Raw genomic sequence first — 16377 nt, 5'->3', positions numbered from 1 at the left:
GTGGCGATAACGCTTACCGGGCCTGAACCGGTTAGCTATGACGACGATTATCGTTACGGCGGCAACGTTTGTCATAGTGACGTACCCACCAATATTTGTCGCTCACCTGCTCATGCCCCCCTACACGAGCCCCTGCCAGCCAAAGAACTGCACCGACAAAAATACTCAGTATTGCGCCATGCGCAAAAAATTGCGGCAAATTAAACTGCGGCAGTTGGTTTAAAATAGAGTAACCCACGCCGACAACCATCACGACCAGCCCCAACCCCATCAGCACGTTACCGAATAACGAAGCGTTTTTGCGTTTCATATGTCACCTCCGGAACTTTTGGGTTGTTTTTAGGAAATCCCCCTAAACTTTATGTGTAAAGTATAGACAACACTTCCATTTGTAAGTGCGGGTGCGATCACAAATGTAAAGTTTCATTTAACAAAACTTTACAAATAACACTCTGAACAGTTTACATTTTTAATAATCAATGCTGGCAATTATTTAATTTACTTCAGAGTGCCGCTGTGTTTTGTCAAGCGGGCAGACAGACAGTAAACTACGCGCCAGTTATGGATCTACTCAGGACAAAAAACGTGGCAATTAAATTGATTGTTGGTCTGGCGAATCCCGGTGCGGAATATGCCGCGACGCGACACAATGCAGGCGCATGGTACGTCGATTTACTGGCGGAGCGCCTGCGCGCGCCGTTGCGTGAAGAGCCTAAATTCTTTGGCTATACCTCACGCATCACGCTGGAAGGGGAAGATGTTCGCCTGCTGGTACCCACCACGTTCATGAACCTCAGTGGTAAAGCAGTTGGTGCAATGGCCAGTTTTTACCGTATTCAGCCGGACGAAATTCTGGTCGCTCACGACGAGCTGGATCTCCCTCCGGGCGTCGCGAAATTTAAACTTGGCGGCGGCCACGGCGGCCACAATGGTCTGAAAGACATCATCAGCAAGCTGGGCAATAATCCCAACTTTCACCGCTTACGCGTTGGAATTGGCCATCCAGGCGATAAAAATAAAGTTGTTGGTTTCGTGCTGGGTAAACCCCCTGTTTCTGAACAAAAATTAATTGATGAGGCCATTGACGAAGCGGCACGCTGTACGGAATTGTGGTTCAAAGAGGGTCTGGCCAAAGCAACAAGCCGTTTGCATACCTTTAAGGCGCAATAACCAGTGATGTGCGGCATTTTTGTCGCACGCCGTGTATAATAGGCGAAGTTATTTCCATTTCTGCAATCTGTTTTCTATAACAGGTTGATTATTAAGATATTAAGGTGAGTTAAATCATGGGATTCAAATGCGGTATCGTCGGTCTGCCCAACGTCGGGAAATCCACCCTGTTCAACGCGCTGACAAAAGCCGGTATTGAAGCGGCAAACTTTCCGTTCTGCACTATCGAACCGAATACCGGTGTCGTGCCGATGCCCGATCCGCGTCTGGACCAGTTGGCTGAGATTGTTAAACCGCAACGCATTCTACCAACCACGATGGAGTTCGTGGATATCGCCGGTCTGGTAAAAGGCGCATCCAAAGGCGAAGGGTTGGGTAACCAGTTCCTGACCAATATCCGTGAAACCGAAGCTATCGGTCACGTGGTTCGCTGCTTTGAGAACGACAATATCATCCACGTGGCGGGTAAAGTAAATCCGGCAGAAGATATTGATGTTATCAATACCGAACTGGCGCTGTCTGACCTCGATACCTGCGAGCGCGCTATCCATCGCGTACAGAAGAAAGCCAAAGGCGGCGATAAAGACGCCAAAGCGGAACTGGCCGCACTGGAAAAATGCCTGCCGCACCTGGCCGAAGCGGGGATGCTGCGTTCGCTGGACCTGACGGACGAAGATAAAGCGTCTATCCGTTATTTAAGCTTCCTGACGCTGAAGCCGACAATGTATATCGCTAACGTCAATGAAGACGGTTTTGAAAATAACCCGTATCTGGACCAGGTTCGCGAAATCGCCGCGAAAGAAGGTTCGGTCGTGGTTCCGGTGTGTGCCGCCGTCGAAGCTGATATTGCTGAGCTGGATGATGACGAGCGCGACGAATTTATGGCTGAACTGGGTCTGGAAGAGCCGGGGCTGAACCGCGTTATTCGCGCGGGTTATCGCCTGCTGAACCTCCAGACCTACTTTACCGCCGGGGTGAAAGAAGTTCGCGCATGGACCATTCCGGTTGGCGCAACCGCGCCGCAGGCAGCAGGTAAAATCCATACCGACTTCGAAAAAGGCTTTATCCGCGCCCAAACTATCGCCTTTGACGACTTTATTACCTATAAAGGTGAACAAGGCGCGAAAGAAGCCGGTAAGATGCGAGCGGAAGGCAAAGATTACATCGTTAAAGATGGCGATATAATGAACTTCCTGTTCAACGTCTAAATAACATTTGTTGTCTCATGAGGTTTTGCTGAATCTCATGACAGCGGTAAAACCCTATAAAATCCACGCCATTGCGTGGATTTTATCTTTTATAGTATCTCAGATGAGAGCGTAGAAACGCGACTAAAACTGAGCATTCCAGTGAGTACAATAAGCAGCTATTTTCACACATGATAAGTCCGCCCACTCAAATTAGCTGAGCATCCAGAAGCTCACTACAGTTAACGTTTTCAAAATGGCAGTGAATTGTCTGAATGACTGGTTCCAGAACAGATAGACTCGCCACCAACGACTACATAATTTAGGGAATAATGTTCACGAATTGTATATTTACACCAAAATGATACGATATTTTCTATCAATGGAATATCTATGAGGTGAATTTTTACCACCATTATCACCCATATTATAAATATTAGGAACTTCAGTATCGGTAGATTTCTAAAAGCGCCTTCTAACAGGCTTCAAAACGGTGTCCGCCCCTGCATTCTTTAGGTCCCCGAAGAATTTACTGTCCGTTGAAAGGGAAACTTCATTCGATTTTCGCATATCAGCATTGGTAAATATTAAAATTTGGTCACGAATTTAACAACCAACCATAATAGCTATCACAGCGTTGCGAAACCATAAAGTACTTTAAAGATATCATTTATAACTATCCAGATTGATATTATTCATCAATTTTATGCAAGCTGAGAATAGATTAATTCAAGCAATCTAATCACCACTGAGTGCGGATTAACGATAATTATATTGATTATTATCAAGCTACAGTAATATCCTGTGGTAAACTTCATATGTTCATTATAATATATCATAAAAGAACATTTAATTTTTCAGATAAATTTTATTACAAGGTTTAAACATCTAAGCTTAAGGAGCACATATGCCAAGAGGACTAATCTCAGGCCGAGACTATTCGGAATGCGATATCTTTGACCATACTTTATATCCAAGAATGAAGGAGGAACCTCTTCTTAATGAAGATGACTGTATTGTTGTCCCTGTAAGAAATGAGATTACTCCCCATTTCAGAAGAGTAGGAAATCCATCTTTCGGCAAAAGGTTAGGTAGAGCCGAAGATAATCCAACTCACGATAATTGCGTAAATTATTTATATGATGAGTTAAATAATAAAAATATTGAAGCTGTTAAGTTCTCTACATATGTTTTTGCAGAGGATCGAACATATGAAGAGCAAGTAATTTTTAGTCCGCTGAAAGATAGTGATTTTGGGTGGTATAAAGAAAAGGACGCACGTATTGCATTTCATGAGGATTCTTATATTCAACCCGATATTGGAGGAAGGGATAGAAACAAATTTTTCCCCCGCTCAGCCTATCCAAACATTATCATTGAAGTAATTCGTACTCACTACCCAGAAAGGGATACCTTTCAGAAACTCCTTGAGCTTTCAAAAACAAATCACCACGTTTATTTTTATTTTATAGATGAAGGAAACAAAAAATCAAAACTAAATAGTCTTTCTATTAAAAATGGTATATTGACATTAAGAGTATCTCACTATCTAATTGGTGGTCAACTCTATAAGAATGGTAATTGCTATGCACCAAAAGGTGAAGATGAATCTTTCGAGCACTGGTATCAATATCTTGAAAATAGTTATTTTACAAATGCTATGGAAAGAGCTTAACAAGTTCAGACAGCATTTTATGATGCATAAAAGAGTATGAAAAGTGCCTGTTATCAGAGGTTACTAGTAATTCTCTGTAACTGCCTGCTTTCTTGAAGGTGATCGTCAGACGGTCACCAAACTCCGATAATAAAACGGTTCTTCGCCAGCACTCCAGAGCAACACACTCCATTTTTCGACGCATCCTTGATCGCCGGATAAATAATCTTGCCTCCGTCAGAAATACTTTGCGTTTCTCAAAGGCTGTCCATAGCGATTCGACAGCGCCTATAGTTTTTAAGGGCTGTAGCAACTTTCGTAGCGAGCCGCAGAATTTTAATTCGTCCACAAGCTGCCTGACTCTGTTGTTGGAATACACATATCAAAAACAGACAGATGTGCAATTTTAATTACAGTCTATTTTATAATAGACTCTAATGTCTTTCATTCATCTATAAAAATCAATGCGTTAAATTAACGCAGATCTAACAGGGTAAGTTCTTTTCTTAATTACCAGTCGACATTCACTGTATGATTATAAAAAGGATGCTGGTCCTTTAGCGGCGTCTCATAACTTGGGATCGCATCATAATCATCTTTTCCCCAAACGGAATACCTTCCCGCTTCGATATCAAAACGATGTTTGAGCCATCCCGCAACATGACTTGCGAAAGCTTCTTTTCTTCTTAATGGCCAATCAACAGAAGCCAAATTAACATCTAATAAGTACCGCCCTTCTTTATTAACCTTGATCATTCCAGCCTGCAGTAACGCCCGTACCACCTGGGATTGGTTATCATGAATCCAGACCCAGGCATTTCCAAATTCCATTGCATAGCTATCATTTAAAAAATCTTTTTTTGAAAATAATTCACTTACATAATCATTGATAGAGTCAGCATAATTTTTTACTTTAGATGCAGATAAATCAAAAAAAGATTCAAATTCGAAAGTATTGTCATTAATACAGGACAGTAACGCACCCGGTTCCGAGAGCTGGGTCCATGATTGTAAACTCTCTACAGCTATAATGAATTTGAAAGTATTTCTTCCAATGATACCCCGGTCAATTAAAGTTAAAATATCGTGAGCTACCGTAGGGATATCTTGTGCAAACGGGACGATTATTCCCGCACCACTTATTTCGCTTGATCTAAAATCAAACCCTGGGGTACTTTCAATGTTTTCCGGAATACCATACTCTTTAATATGATTAAGGAAACTTTTAATATCGCCACGATATGGCCATCGCCATTCGCGTTCATGTGTCCAGTCAATCTTACCTGGAACATAAGTAACATATCTATATTGTTCAATTAAAGGAAGAGCCGTTTCATCAAGAATACGTTCCCCGTTTCTGCCTTGCGAGCATCGAGCATTGTTATGCTCATCCAATCCATATATGACTGGCCTTGCCCCATAATTAAACATTTGCTCTTTAGGTAAAACGATTGCATATAAACCGATTTTTTCATTTCGTTCTAATCGGCGAACACCAGTTTCTAAATAAGCTGCAATCGGCATATCTGTAAAGCATACCACCGGGGAGTCGCCATATACGGTTCGTTGCCCATTTCGGTATGACCAGGACGAGAAAATTTTATGACTGCGTAAAGATAATCGAAGTAAATATTTAGCATCAATGAAACATGCGTGGTGCTGATTATTAAAACCACAGTGCTCAGGCAAATAAATATGGCTACCGGTCTCTAGATTAACGTCCCGAAAAAAATGAATCAAATAATCGGATAAGTCAAATCTGATGTTATTTTTCATGGGACGCCCTCTTTCAAACAGTCTCTTTTTTGCATTCCTTTAAAACCAGCACCACTATTTTATATAAAAATCATCACGAAGTATGCTTCTTTTAACGATGACATCAAACCCTCCCTCCCTTTGCATCAACTTACGTATCCCTGAAATAGCGAGACCCGGCTAAATCTACCCGAGATGGCTCGCTAAAAACCTCATCCTGGAACAAGCTCAACCGTCCTTCCCCGCCACGGCTCTTTCGCCGAAAAACCGATAATGGGTATAAATATACCGCTATAAGCTATACCCACACACTTCACATTGTTTCTTATCGTTAATCCGATACGCTTTTTTCACATTATTTCTGGCGGTATACGCCGGTGCAAAGTGAATCGGGCTCGTTTCCGCGCTCGCGCGTAACACAATGATTTACCTTGCTGGCGGAACGTCAACGGACCCGCAAAAGCGCCTTATGCCCCTGGCGGAGCGTGGTGCAAAAAGGAGAAAAAATACGCGTTATGAATAACGAGGAGACCTTTTATCAAGCCATGCGTCGTAAGGGAGTGACCCGACGCAGCTTTCTCAAATTCTGTAGCCTTGCCGCCACATCGCTGGGACTGGGCGCCGGAATGACGCCAAAGATCGCCTGGGCGCTGGAGAATAAACCGCGGATTCCGGTGGTCTGGATTCATGGACTGGAATGCACCTGCTGTACCGAATCCTTTATCCGTTCCTCGCACCCGCTAGCCAAAGATGTGATCCTCTCGCTGATTTCCCTCGATTATGACGACACCCTGATGGCCGCCGCCGGCGCACAGGCCGAAGAAGTCTTTGACGATATTACCACTCGCTACGCCGGGAAATACATTCTGGCGGTGGAAGGCAATCCGCCGTTAGGAGAGCAAGGAATGTTCTGTATCAGCGGCGGCCGCCCGTTTATTGAAAAACTGAAGAAAGCCGCCGCGGGCGCCAGCGCTATTATCGCCTGGGGAAACTGCGCCTCCTGGGGTTGCGTCCAGGCCGCCCGCCCCAATCCAACCCAGGCAACGCCTATCGATAAAGTGATCACCGACAAGCCGATCGTGAAAGTCCCTGGATGTCCGCCAATCCCGGATGTCATGAGCGCCATTATCACCTATATGGTGACGTTTGATCGTCTGCCGGAACTCGATCGCATGGGCCGTCCACTGATGTTCTATGGTCAGCGTATCCACGATAAATGCTACCGCCGCGCCCATTTTGACGCCGGTGAATTTGTCGAGAGCTGGGATGATGACGCCGCCCGCAAGGGATACTGCCTGTACAAGATGGGCTGTAAAGGGCCAACCACCTATAACGCCTGCTCCTCCACACGCTGGAATGACGGCGTCTCCTTTCCTATCCAGTCCGGTCACGGATGTCTGGGATGTTCAGAAAATGGTTTCTGGGATCGCGGCTCGTTTTATAGCCGCGTGGTGGATATTCCCCAGATGGGTACCCATTCAACCGCCGATACGGTGGGGCTGACCGCGCTGGGCGTGGTCGCGGCGGGCGTTGGCGGTCACGCTGTCGCCAGCGCGCTCAACCAACGTAAACGCCACAAACAACAGTTAGCGCAAGCCGAACAACAGCCGGACAATGAGGATAAACAGGCATGAGTAACCAGTATCAAACCCAGGGTTATACCGTTAACGACGCCGGCCGTCGTCTGATCGTGGACCCGATTACACGCATCGAAGGGCATATGCGCTGCGAAGTGAACATTGATGAGCAAAACGTCATTACCAATGCCGTTTCCTGCGGCACGATGTTCCGCGGGCTGGAGATCATTCTGCAAGGCCGTGACCCGCGTGACGCCTGGGCGTTTGTTGAACGTATTTGTGGTGTATGTACCGGGGTACATGCTCTGGCATCGGTGTACGCTATCGAAGATGCGATTGGTATCCAGGTGCCGGATAACGCCAATATTATACGTAACATCATGCTGGCTACGTTGTGGTGTCACGATCATCTGGTCCATTTTTATCAGTTAGCCGGTATGGACTGGATTGATGTTCTGAATGCGCTGAAAGCCGATCCACGCGCCACCTCGCAGTTGGCGCAAAGCCTTTCCGCCTGGCCGATGTCATCGCCGGGCTACTTCTTTGACGTACAAAATCGATTAAAGAAATTTGTCGATGGTGGCCAGCTTGGGATATTCCGTAACGGCTATTGGGGACATCCACAGTACAAACTGTCGCCAGAGGCTAATCTGATGGGCTTTGCCCACTATCTTGAAGCCCTCGACTTCCAGCGCGAGATCGTCAAAATCCATACCATATTTGGCGGTAAGAATCCCCATCCTAACTGGATCGTCGGCGGAATGCCGTGCGCGATCAATCTCGATCAAAGCGGCGCGGTCGGGGCTATCAATATGGAGCGCCTCAACCTGGTGCAGTCGATCATCACCCGCACCGCCGACTTCATTAACAACGTGATGGTTCCGGACGCGCTGGCTATCGGCCAGTTCAATAAAGCATGGAGTCAAATTGGCACCGGTCTGTCGGATAAATGCGTGCTGAGCTACGGCGCATTTCCGGACATTGCCAACGACTTCAGCCAGCAAAGCCTGTTAATGCCGGGCGGCGCGGTGGTCAATGGCGATTTTAAAAATGTCATGCCGGTAGATTTGGCCGATCCGCAGCAGATACAGGAGTTTGTGGATCACGCCTGGTACCGCTATCCGGACGATCGGCTGGGGCGTCATCCTTTTGACGGCATTACCGATCCCTGGTACAACCCGGGTGATGTCAAAGGCAGCGATACGCATATCCAGCAGCTCAACGAGCAGGAACGCTACTCCTGGATTAAAGCGCCGCGCTGGCGGGGTCATGCCATGGAAGTCGGCCCGCTTGCCCGAACGCTTATCGCGTACCACAAAGGGGACGCCGCCACCATAGAGTCAGTAGATCGCATGATGTCCGCCCTTAAACTGCCGCTCTCCGGTATCCAGTCTACGCTTGGCCGTATTTTATGCCGCGCGCACGAAGCGCAATGGGCCGTCGGTAAGCTGCAGTATTTTTTCGACAGGCTTATGACCAACCTGAAAAACGGCGACCTGGCCACCGCCAATACCGAGAAATGGGAACCGGCCAGTTGGCCGCAGCACTGCCGCGGCATCGGTTTTACCGAAGCGCCTCGCGGAGCGTTGGGACACTGGGCGTCAATACGCGATCAGAAGATTGAACTCTATCAGTGCGTGGTTCCCACCACCTGGAACGCCAGCCCGCGCGATCCTAAAAAACAGATCGGCGCCTATGAAGCGGCATTGATGGGAACGCAAATGGCGATTCCCGACCAACCGTTAGAAATCCTGAGGACGCTGCACAGCTTCGACCCCTGCCTCGCCTGTTCAACCCACGTGCTCGGCGACGACGGCAGCGAACTGATTGCCGTCCAGGTACGCTAAGCGTTAAGGAAAAGAACGATGACTGGAAAGCTATCTCCACGCGTCGGGGAGGCGCGTGATACTGCCGTCAGCCACTATGTGTTTGAAGCGCCGGTACGCCTGTGGCACTGGCTAACGGTGGCCTGCATGTTGGTACTGATGGTAACAGGCTACTTCATTGGCCGACCGCTGCCGTCGGTGAGTGGCGAGGCGACCTATCTGTTTTATATGGGCTATATCCGGCTGATCCACTTTGTCGCCGCGATGATCTTTACCGTGTTACTGCTGGGGCGAATTTATTGGGCCTGTGTCGGCAACCGCTATTCGCGAGAGCTGTTTATCGTCCCGGTCTGGCGTCGCAGTTGGTGGCAAGGCGCTTTCTCCGTGGTCCGCTGGTATCTGTTTCTGGAGAAAAAACCGGGGAGCGACATCGGACATAACCCTGTCGCGCAGGCCGCGATGTTCGGCTATTTCCTGTTATCGGTATTTATGATCCTCACCGGTTTCGCTCTGTTTGGCGAGCATAGCCAGTACGCGATCTTTGCGCCGTTCCGCTATGTGGTTGAATTTTTCTACTGGACCGGCGGCAACTCCATCGATATTCACAGCTGGCACCGACTGGGCATGTGGCTGATCGCCGCCTTCATCGTCGGGCACGTTTACCTCGCTATCCGGGAAGACATTATGTCCGACGATACGGTGATCTCCACCATGATCAATGGCTATCGCAGCCATAAATTCCCCAAACCGCACGACAAGGAGCCTTCATGAATGCGCAACGCATAGTGGTGATGGGGTTAGGAAACCTGCTGTGGGCCGATGAAGGATTCGGTATCCGGGTCGCGGAGCGTTTGTATGCCCGATATCACTGGCCTGAAGAGGTGGAAATTGTGGACGGCGGTACGCAAGGGCTAAACCTGTTAGGTTATGTTGAGCAAGCCAGCCATCTCCTGCTCCTTGACGCGATCGATTACGGCCTGGCGCCGGGCAGCCTGCGAACCTATGCCGGCGAGAAAATCCCCGCGTATCTCAGCGCCAAAAAAATGAGTCTGCATCAAAACAGTTTTTCCGAAGTTCTGGCGCTGGCCGACATCCGCGGGCATCTGCCCTGTCACATAGCGCTGGTCGGTCTGCAACCGGCGCAACTGGACGACTATGGCGGTAGCCTGAGCGAAATAGCTCGCGACCAGCTACCGGCGGCGGAACAGGCCGCCCTGGCGCAACTGGCCGCCTGGGGGATCGTACCGCAGGCAAACGAGGTCGCACGCTGCCTGAACTATAAATGCCTGTCGATGGAAAATTATGAGGGAGTGCGCATACGTCAGTATCAGACACGTCTGGAGGGCAAAAGAAGTGGCGAATGACACCCCGTTCTCTGCGCTATGGCAACGCCTGTTAACCCGTGGATGGCAACCGGTAGAGGCTTCCACGGTAGACGACTGGATCAAACGGGTTGGAGATGGCGTCATCCTGTTAAGTAGCGATCCGCGGCGTACGCCGGAAGTCAGCGATAACCCGGTGATGATTGCCGAACTCCTGCGTGAGTTCCCGCAGTTTGACTGGCAGGTGGCGGTGGCCGACCTTGAACAAAGCGAAGCTATCGGCGATCGCTTTAATGTTCGTCGGTTTCCGGCGACGTTAGTTTTTACAGACGGCGAGCTACGCGGCGCGCTCAGCGGCATTCATCCCTGGGCTGAACTGCTCACGCTGATGCGTTCGATGGTTGACACTCCCGCAGCGCAGGAGACAGTACAATGAGCAACGCCTTTTTTCATCTGCTGGGGCCAGGTACGCAGCCTGATGACGCCAGTTTCTCGATGAATCCCTTACCGCTCACCTGTCAGGTCAATGGCGACCCAAGTATGGCGGCGCTGGAGCGCTGCGCTCACAGCCCGGCGGTGATGGCATTGTTGACCGATCTGCGAGGTCAGCTTGCCCGGCGCATCCCGGAAGTCGGCGACGTGCTGGGATGGGAGTTATCTCCCCTGAATGCCGATGATCTCTCATTCCTCAATACGCTATTGGGCGAAGGCGAAGTCTCGGTACGCATTCAGCATCCGGACGGGAGTGAAAGCGAGATCCAGGAGACCATCTTCTGCGGCCTGTGGCGGGTACGCCATCTGCATAACCGACGTCTGCTGACGGATCGTCTGGAAGCGGGTAGCGCGCCCCTGACATTATGGCAAGCGGCTACCGCCGATACGCTGCCTGACGACTCTCTGCTGCCTCCGCCTGTCGCTGGCCTAATGAATGGACTGCCGCTGGCCCATGAGTTATTGGCGCATGTACGCGATCCGGCGTTGCAACCTCACAGCATCAATTTGACCCAACTGCCGCTCAGCGAGGCCGATCGTCTTTTTCTGGCGCGTTTATGCGGACACGGGAATATTCAGATTCGCATCTCCGGGTATGGCGAAAGCCAAATCAACGCCACAGCATTGCGCCATCTCTGGCATGTGCGCTGTCTGGACGCCCTTAAAGGGCCGTTGCTCGATAGCTATGAGATTTGTCCTTTGCCGGAGCTGGTACTGGCGGCCCCGGAAGATCTGGCCGATTCGCGCCAGCGCCTGGATGAAGTCTGCCGATGGCTGGAGACGCGCTAGCGCTCTCAACAGGAACGTCACCGGAGTCCGGTACTGATTAGCTTTTTACTCTCTTTCTGCCTACAGGAGTTAGCATGTGGGATGTCATTGACTTGTCGCGCTGGCAGTTTGCGCTGACCGCGCTGTATCACTTTTTATTTGTTCCTCTTACGCTTGGGCTGATTTTTTTGCTGGCCGTCATGGAGACGATCTATGTGGTGACGGGGAAAACCGTCTACCGCGATATGACGCGTTTCTGGGGCAAGCTCTTCGGGATCAATTTTGCTCTCGGTGTGGCTACCGGCCTGACCATGGAGTTTCAGTTCGGGACTAACTGGTCGCTCTATTCCAACTATGTGGGCGATATCTTCGGCGCGCCGCTGGCGATGGAAGCGTTACTGGCCTTCTTTCTCGAATCCACTTTTGTCGGTCTGTTCTTTTTCGGCTGGCAGCGGCTGAATAAATACCAACACCTGCTGGTCACCTGGCTGGTGGCCTTCGGCTCCAATATTTCAGCATTATGGATTCTGAATGCCAATGGCTGGATGCAGTATCCTACCGGCGCTCATTTCAACATCGATACGTTACGGATGGAAATGAGCAGCTTCAGCGATCTGGTCTTTAACCCGGTGAGCCAGGTGAAATTCGTCCATACCGTCATGTCCGGTTATGTCACCGGCGCCATGTTTATTATGTCCATCAGCGCCTGGTATCTGTTACGTGGCCGCGAGCGTGAGGTGGCCTTGCGCTCGTTTGCTATCGGCTCAGTATTCGGCACCCTGGCCATTCTGGGAACCCTGCAACTGGGGGACAGTTCGGCCTACGAGGTCGCCCGAATTCAGCCGGTGAAACTGGCGGCGATGGAAGGCGAATGGCAAACCGAACCCGCGCCCGCGCCGTTTCATCTGATTGCCTGGCCGCAGCAGGAACAGGAGCGTAATGCATTTGCCGTGAAGATCCCTGCTCTGCTGGGTATTCTGGCCACCCATTCGCTGGATACGCCAGTTCCGGGGTTAAAAAACCTGATGGACGACGCTCTGCCGCGCCTGAAGCGTGGCCGGGAGGCCTGGCTGCTCATGCAGGAGATAGCGCAAGGCAATCGCTCGCCGCAGGTACTGAATGCGTTTCACGCCGTTGAGGGCGATCTGGGGTACGGCATTCTGCTGGCGAAATATGCCCCGGATATGAACCATGTGACGCCGGAGCAGTATCGTGCGGCCCAGCGTGGCGCTATTCCTCAGGTGGCGCCGGTGTTCTGGAGTTTCCGTATTATGGTCGGCTGCGGTTCGCTGCTGTTAGTGGTGATGTTGATTGCGTTGATACAGACGCTGCGAATGCGTATCGACCAGCATCGCTGGGTATTGCGTATGACGCTCTGGAGCCTGCCGTTACCGTGGATTGCCATTGAAGCCGGTTGGTTTATGACGGAGTTTGGCCGTCAGCCCTGGGCGATTCAGGACATTCTGCCGACCTGGTACGCTCACTCCGCGCTGACGCCGGGCCAGTTGGCCTTCTCAATGGGACTTATCCTCGGACTTTACACCCTGTTTTTAATCGCGGAAGTCTATCTGATGCAGAAGTACGCGCGTCTTGGGCCGAGCGCCATGCAACATCAACAACAAGCGCAACAACAGGGATAAAGGAGACAATCATGTTGGATTATGAAACGTTGCGGTTCATTTGGTGGCTGCTGATCGGCGTCATCCTGGTAGCATTTATGGTAACTGACGGGTTCGATATGGGTGTCGGTTGCCTGCTCCCGCTGATAGCGCGCAACGATGACGAACGCCGGGTATTGATCAATAGCGTGGGCGCCCACTGGGAAGGAAACCAGGTATGGTTGATTCTCGCGGGCGGGGCATTATTCGCCGCCTGGCCACGGGTCTATGCCGCCGCGTTTTCCGGTTTTTATGTGGCGATGATCCTGGTGCTGTGTGCCCTCTTCTTTCGCCCGCTGGCCTTTGATTATCGGGGTAAAATCACCAATGCCCGCTGGCGCGCGCTGTGGGATACCGGTCTGGTTATCGGCAGCCTGGTGCCCCCCGTCGTATTCGGTATCGCGTTCGGCAACCTGTTTTTAGGCGTGCCGTTTGCCTTCACGCCGCAGCTTCATGTTGACTATTTTGGTACCTTCTGGCAGTTACTCTCGCCCTTTGCCCTACTGTGTGGATTATTGAGCCTGTCGTTGGTGATTATGCAAGGAGGCGTCTGGTTACAGTTGAAAACGGAGGGCGTTATTCGTCAACGGGCTCTGTCGGCCACCCGCCACAGCGCGCTGCTGATCGTGATCTGCTTCCTGCTGGCCGGTTACTGGCTGTGGGCCGGCGTTGATGGCTTTGTCTTACTCACGCAGGATGCCAACGGCCCTTCCAATCCGCTCTTAAAAGGCGTGGCGATATTCCCTGGCGCATGGATGAACCACTTTATACGCTCGCCGCTACTGCTCATCATCCCGTTGCTCGGTATGATCCTGCCGATTCTGGCTTTCTATGCCTGCCTTCGCGGTCAGACTATTCGTGGATTTCTGTTCGCTTCCCTGACCCAGGCCTGCGTCATCTTTACCGCCGGCATAACGCTATTTCCTTTTGTGATGCCGTCGAGTGTTAGTCCTCTCTCCAGCCTGACGATGTGGGACAGCACCTCCAGCCAGATGACGCTCGAAATCATGCTGGTGATTGTGCTGATTTTTCTGCCGATCGTACTGCTCTATACGCTATGGAGCTATTACAAAATGTTGGGGCGTATCAACCTGGAGACCCTCCGCCGCAACGATCATGAACTTTATTAGGGAGCGGGAGCGATGTGGTATTTACTGTGGTTTGTCGGCATTCTGCTGATGTGCTCACTGTCGACGCTGGCGCTGGTATGGCTTGAGTCGCGTCAACAATAAAGAGGTAAACCGGGGCCAGCGCCGTCTGACTCCGGTTATTTTTATCTTTTTACGCGCCTGGCGAAGACGTTTCCCCGCCGACAGAACGACATAACATTGATACATTTCGTTATCATAATGTTTACTTTTAGAGGTGCGTCATAATTATGACAAATAGCCGCCTTGCACATATTGCGCATATTTAAGCAATTAATTGCATAATTAGCGATATATCACCTCTTATAGCGGATAGTTAACCACTTCTCATCCAAAATCATAACGAAAATCCAACTGCCTGCCATTTTTGATCTGAGTTAATTGTTTAAAAAAGTGTTAAATTTATCGCTACATGGTGTGATCTACTATGTACCACGGTCAATTAAAGAACATATTACTTTTATCACTAAGGTTTATCATGGATAAGTTATCTTACGCTTCAGATAGCAGCACATCTGCCTGGAATACCTACCTGCAACAAATCGAGCGTGTGGCCCCTTATCTGGGCGAGTTATCCCCCTGGGTGGATACTCTGCGCCACCCAAAACGCGCTCTGATCGTCGATATTCCGGTACAAATGGATGATGGCACTATTCGTCATTTCGAAGGATATCGCGTGCAGCACAACCTCTCCCGAGGTCCGGGTAAAGGCGGTGTTCGCTACCATCCTGACGTTGATCTCAATGAAGTGATGGCCCTGTCAGCATGGATGACCATCAAATGTGCCGCGCTGAATCTGCCGTACGGCGGCGCCAAAGGCGGCATCCGCGTCGATCCGTTCTCGCTGTCGGAAGGTGAACTGGAGCGTTTGACCCGCCGCTATACCAGCGAGATCGGCATTATCATCGGGCCGCAGAAAGATATTCCTGCGCCGGATGTCGGCACCAACGGTAAAGTGATGGCCTGGATGATGGATACGTATTCCATGAATCATGGCACGACGGTCACTGGCGTCGTCACCGGTAAGCCTATCCATCTTGGCGGTTCGCTGGGCCGTGAAAAAGCGACGGGGCGCGGCGTTTTCGTCAGCGGGCTGGAAGCCGCGCGTCGGGCGAATATCGCCGTTGAAGGCGCTCGCGTTGCGGTTCAGGGTTTTGGTAACGTCGGCAGCGAAGCCGCGCGTCTGTTTGCAGGCGCTGGCGCCCGTGTCGTGGCGATTCAGGATCATACCGCGACGCTGTTTAACGCCACCGGTATTGACATGAAAGCGCTCACGGCATGGCAGACAGAACACAAACAGATTGCCGGTTTCCCGGGCGCGGAAACTATCGCCAGCGATGCGTTCTGGCGTCTGGAGATGGATATTCTGATCCCGGCGGCGCTTGAAGGCCAGATAACTCGTCAGCGCGCGGAAGCCCTGACGTGTAAGCTGGTGTTGGAAGGGGCTAACGGCCCGACCTATCCGGATGCTGATGATGTTCTGGCCAGCCGTGGTATCCTTGTGGTGCCTGACGTGGTCTGTAACGCAGGCGGCGTAACCGTCAGCTACTTCGAATGGGTACAAGATATGGCCAGCTTCTTCTGGAGCGAAGAAGAGATCAACGCGCGCATGGACAAAATCATGACCGACGCGATCGTCCATGTCTGGGAGAAAGCGACTGAGAAATCCTGTTCTCTGCGCACCGCAGCCTATATTGTCGCCTGTGAGCGCATTCTGTTGGCCCGTAAAGATCGCGGTATCTATCCGGGTTAAGGCTACAAGTTATTGCGCTAAAATCCACGTCCCGGCGTGGATTTTTTATCTGTATACCCCGTTTTCC

15 protein-coding genes are annotated in these 16377 nt (G+C 50.5%); 13 read left to right on the top strand and 2 right to left on the bottom strand.

What is annotated here, in order from left to right:
* Window positions 1-31 precede the first annotated feature (31 nt).
* Window positions 32-310 (bottom strand): stress-induced protein YchH, encoded by a 279-nt coding sequence (gene ychH, locus EOS98_RS10315; RefSeq protein WP_000823878.1) that lies wholly within the window; start codon window positions 308-310, stop codon window positions 32-34.
* Between the two features lie 275 nt (window positions 311-585).
* On the opposite strand from ychH, the gene pth reads away from it, so the two are divergent.
* From pth to EOS98_RS10295, 3 genes are all read left to right on the top strand, one after another.
* Window positions 586-1170 carry an aminoacyl-tRNA hydrolase gene (gene pth, locus EOS98_RS10310; protein WP_000985595.1) on the top strand — a complete coding sequence of 195 codons (585 nt, stop codon included), beginning with the start codon at window positions 586-588 and terminating at the stop codon, window positions 1168-1170.
* Window positions 1171-1286: 116 nt separating this feature from the next.
* On the top strand, window positions 1287-2378 hold the full coding sequence (ychF, locus tag EOS98_RS10305; protein ID WP_126524028.1) for a redox-regulated ATPase YchF: 1092 nt from the start codon (window positions 1287-1289) through the stop codon (window positions 2376-2378).
* A gap of 886 nt (window positions 2379-3264) precedes the next feature.
* The gene (locus EOS98_RS10295; RefSeq protein ID WP_020898832.1) at window positions 3265-4032 is read left to right on the top strand and encodes a hypothetical protein; all 768 of its coding nucleotides are present in this window, start codon (window positions 3265-3267) and stop codon (window positions 4030-4032) included.
* A 489-nt stretch (window positions 4033-4521) separates the two neighbouring features.
* Here EOS98_RS10295 and EOS98_RS10290 read toward each other — a convergent pair whose 3' ends face one another.
* Window positions 4522-5787: a DUF4427 domain-containing protein gene (locus tag EOS98_RS10290; RefSeq protein ID WP_126524027.1), complete on the bottom strand. Its 1266-nt coding sequence runs from the start codon at window positions 5785-5787 to the stop codon at window positions 4522-4524.
* 494 nt (window positions 5788-6281) lie between these two features.
* Here EOS98_RS10290 and hyaA point away from each other — a divergent pair, with 494 nt between their 5' ends.
* From hyaA to EOS98_RS10240, 10 genes are all read left to right on the top strand, one after another.
* On the top strand, window positions 6282-7400 hold the full coding sequence (gene hyaA, locus EOS98_RS10285) for a hydrogenase 1 small subunit (protein WP_001058312.1): 1119 nt from the start codon (window positions 6282-6284) through the stop codon (window positions 7398-7400).
* Complete coding sequence (gene hyaB / locus EOS98_RS10280; RefSeq protein ID WP_000070982.1) at window positions 7397-9190, top strand: Ni/Fe-hydrogenase large subunit; 1794 nt, start codon at window positions 7397-7399, stop codon at window positions 9188-9190. The genes hyaA and hyaB overlap by 4 nt, the downstream gene beginning before the upstream one ends.
* An 18-nt stretch (window positions 9191-9208) precedes the next feature.
* Window positions 9209-9940 carry a Ni/Fe-hydrogenase b-type cytochrome subunit gene (gene hyaC / locus EOS98_RS10275; RefSeq protein ID WP_126524026.1) on the top strand — a complete coding sequence of 244 codons (732 nt, stop codon included), beginning with the start codon at window positions 9209-9211 and terminating at the stop codon, window positions 9938-9940.
* Entirely contained in the window at window positions 9937-10533 is a 597-nt protein-coding gene (gene hyaD, locus EOS98_RS10270; RefSeq protein ID WP_109187867.1) for a hydrogenase 1 maturation protease, read from the top strand. Before hyaC ends, hyaD begins: the two co-directional genes overlap by 4 nt.
* Entirely contained in the window at window positions 10523-10927 is a 405-nt protein-coding gene (hyaE, locus tag EOS98_RS10265; protein ID WP_001262580.1) for a hydrogenase-1 operon protein HyaE, read from the top strand. The genes hyaD and hyaE overlap by 11 nt, the downstream gene beginning before the upstream one ends.
* Window positions 10924-11772: a hydrogenase expression/formation protein gene (locus tag EOS98_RS10260; protein WP_000063377.1), complete on the top strand. Its 849-nt coding sequence runs from the start codon at window positions 10924-10926 to the stop codon at window positions 11770-11772. The genes hyaE and EOS98_RS10260 overlap by 4 nt, the downstream gene beginning before the upstream one ends.
* Before the next feature lie 74 nt (window positions 11773-11846).
* Window positions 11847-13391: a cytochrome bd-II oxidase subunit 1 gene (appC, locus tag EOS98_RS10255; RefSeq protein WP_000263617.1), complete on the top strand. Its 1545-nt coding sequence runs from the start codon at window positions 11847-11849 to the stop codon at window positions 13389-13391.
* Window positions 13392-13402: 11 nt separating this feature from the next.
* Complete coding sequence (gene appB, locus EOS98_RS10250; RefSeq protein WP_126524025.1) at window positions 13403-14539, top strand: cytochrome d ubiquinol oxidase subunit II; 1137 nt, start codon at window positions 13403-13405, stop codon at window positions 14537-14539.
* Between the two features lie 12 nt (window positions 14540-14551).
* The gene (cbdX, locus tag EOS98_RS10245; RefSeq protein WP_000270301.1) at window positions 14552-14641 is read left to right on the top strand and encodes a cytochrome bd-II oxidase subunit CbdX; all 90 of its coding nucleotides are present in this window, start codon (window positions 14552-14554) and stop codon (window positions 14639-14641) included.
* Between the two features lie 394 nt (window positions 14642-15035).
* Window positions 15036-16310: a Glu/Leu/Phe/Val family dehydrogenase gene (locus tag EOS98_RS10240; RefSeq protein WP_001519734.1), complete on the top strand. Its 1275-nt coding sequence runs from the start codon at window positions 15036-15038 to the stop codon at window positions 16308-16310.
* Window positions 16311-16377 lie beyond the last annotated feature (67 nt).

Source organism: Salmonella sp. SSDFZ69 (genome assembly GCF_004010755.1).
GTDB lineage: Bacteria > Pseudomonadota > Gammaproteobacteria > Enterobacterales > Enterobacteriaceae > Salmonella > Salmonella enterica.
Note: the sequence above shows the minus strand (reverse complement) of the source record. Positions and strands in the feature narration are given on the sequence as shown.

Excerpts from the sequence above, each read along its gene's own strand:
- EOS98_RS10295 (WP_020898832.1), top strand. The coding sequence starts at position 3,265 with ATGCCAAGAGGACTAATCTCAGGCCGAGACTATTCGGAATGCGATATC.
- appC (WP_000263617.1), top strand. The coding sequence starts at position 11,847 with ATGTGGGATGTCATTGACTTGTCGCGCTGGCAGTTTGCGCTGACCGCG.
- EOS98_RS10260 (WP_000063377.1), top strand. The coding sequence starts at position 10,924 with ATGAGCAACGCCTTTTTTCATCTGCTGGGGCCAGGTACGCAGCCTGAT.
- hyaD (WP_109187867.1), top strand. The coding sequence starts at position 9,937 with ATGAATGCGCAACGCATAGTGGTGATGGGGTTAGGAAACCTGCTGTGG.
- hyaC (WP_126524026.1), top strand. The coding sequence starts at position 9,209 with ATGACTGGAAAGCTATCTCCACGCGTCGGGGAGGCGCGTGATACTGCC.
- ychH (WP_000823878.1), bottom strand. The coding sequence starts at position 310 with ATGAAACGCAAAAACGCTTCGTTATTCGGTAACGTGCTGATGGGGTTG.
- EOS98_RS10290 (WP_126524027.1), bottom strand. The coding sequence starts at position 5,787 with ATGAAAAATAACATCAGATTTGACTTATCCGATTATTTGATTCATTTT.
- EOS98_RS10240 (WP_001519734.1), top strand. The coding sequence starts at position 15,036 with ATGGATAAGTTATCTTACGCTTCAGATAGCAGCACATCTGCCTGGAAT.
- appB (WP_126524025.1), top strand. The coding sequence starts at position 13,403 with ATGTTGGATTATGAAACGTTGCGGTTCATTTGGTGGCTGCTGATCGGC.
- cbdX (WP_000270301.1), top strand. The coding sequence starts at position 14,552 with ATGTGGTATTTACTGTGGTTTGTCGGCATTCTGCTGATGTGCTCACTG.
- hyaB (WP_000070982.1), top strand. The coding sequence starts at position 7,397 with ATGAGTAACCAGTATCAAACCCAGGGTTATACCGTTAACGACGCCGGC.
- ychF (WP_126524028.1), top strand. The coding sequence starts at position 1,287 with ATGGGATTCAAATGCGGTATCGTCGGTCTGCCCAACGTCGGGAAATCC.
- hyaA (WP_001058312.1), top strand. The coding sequence starts at position 6,282 with ATGAATAACGAGGAGACCTTTTATCAAGCCATGCGTCGTAAGGGAGTG.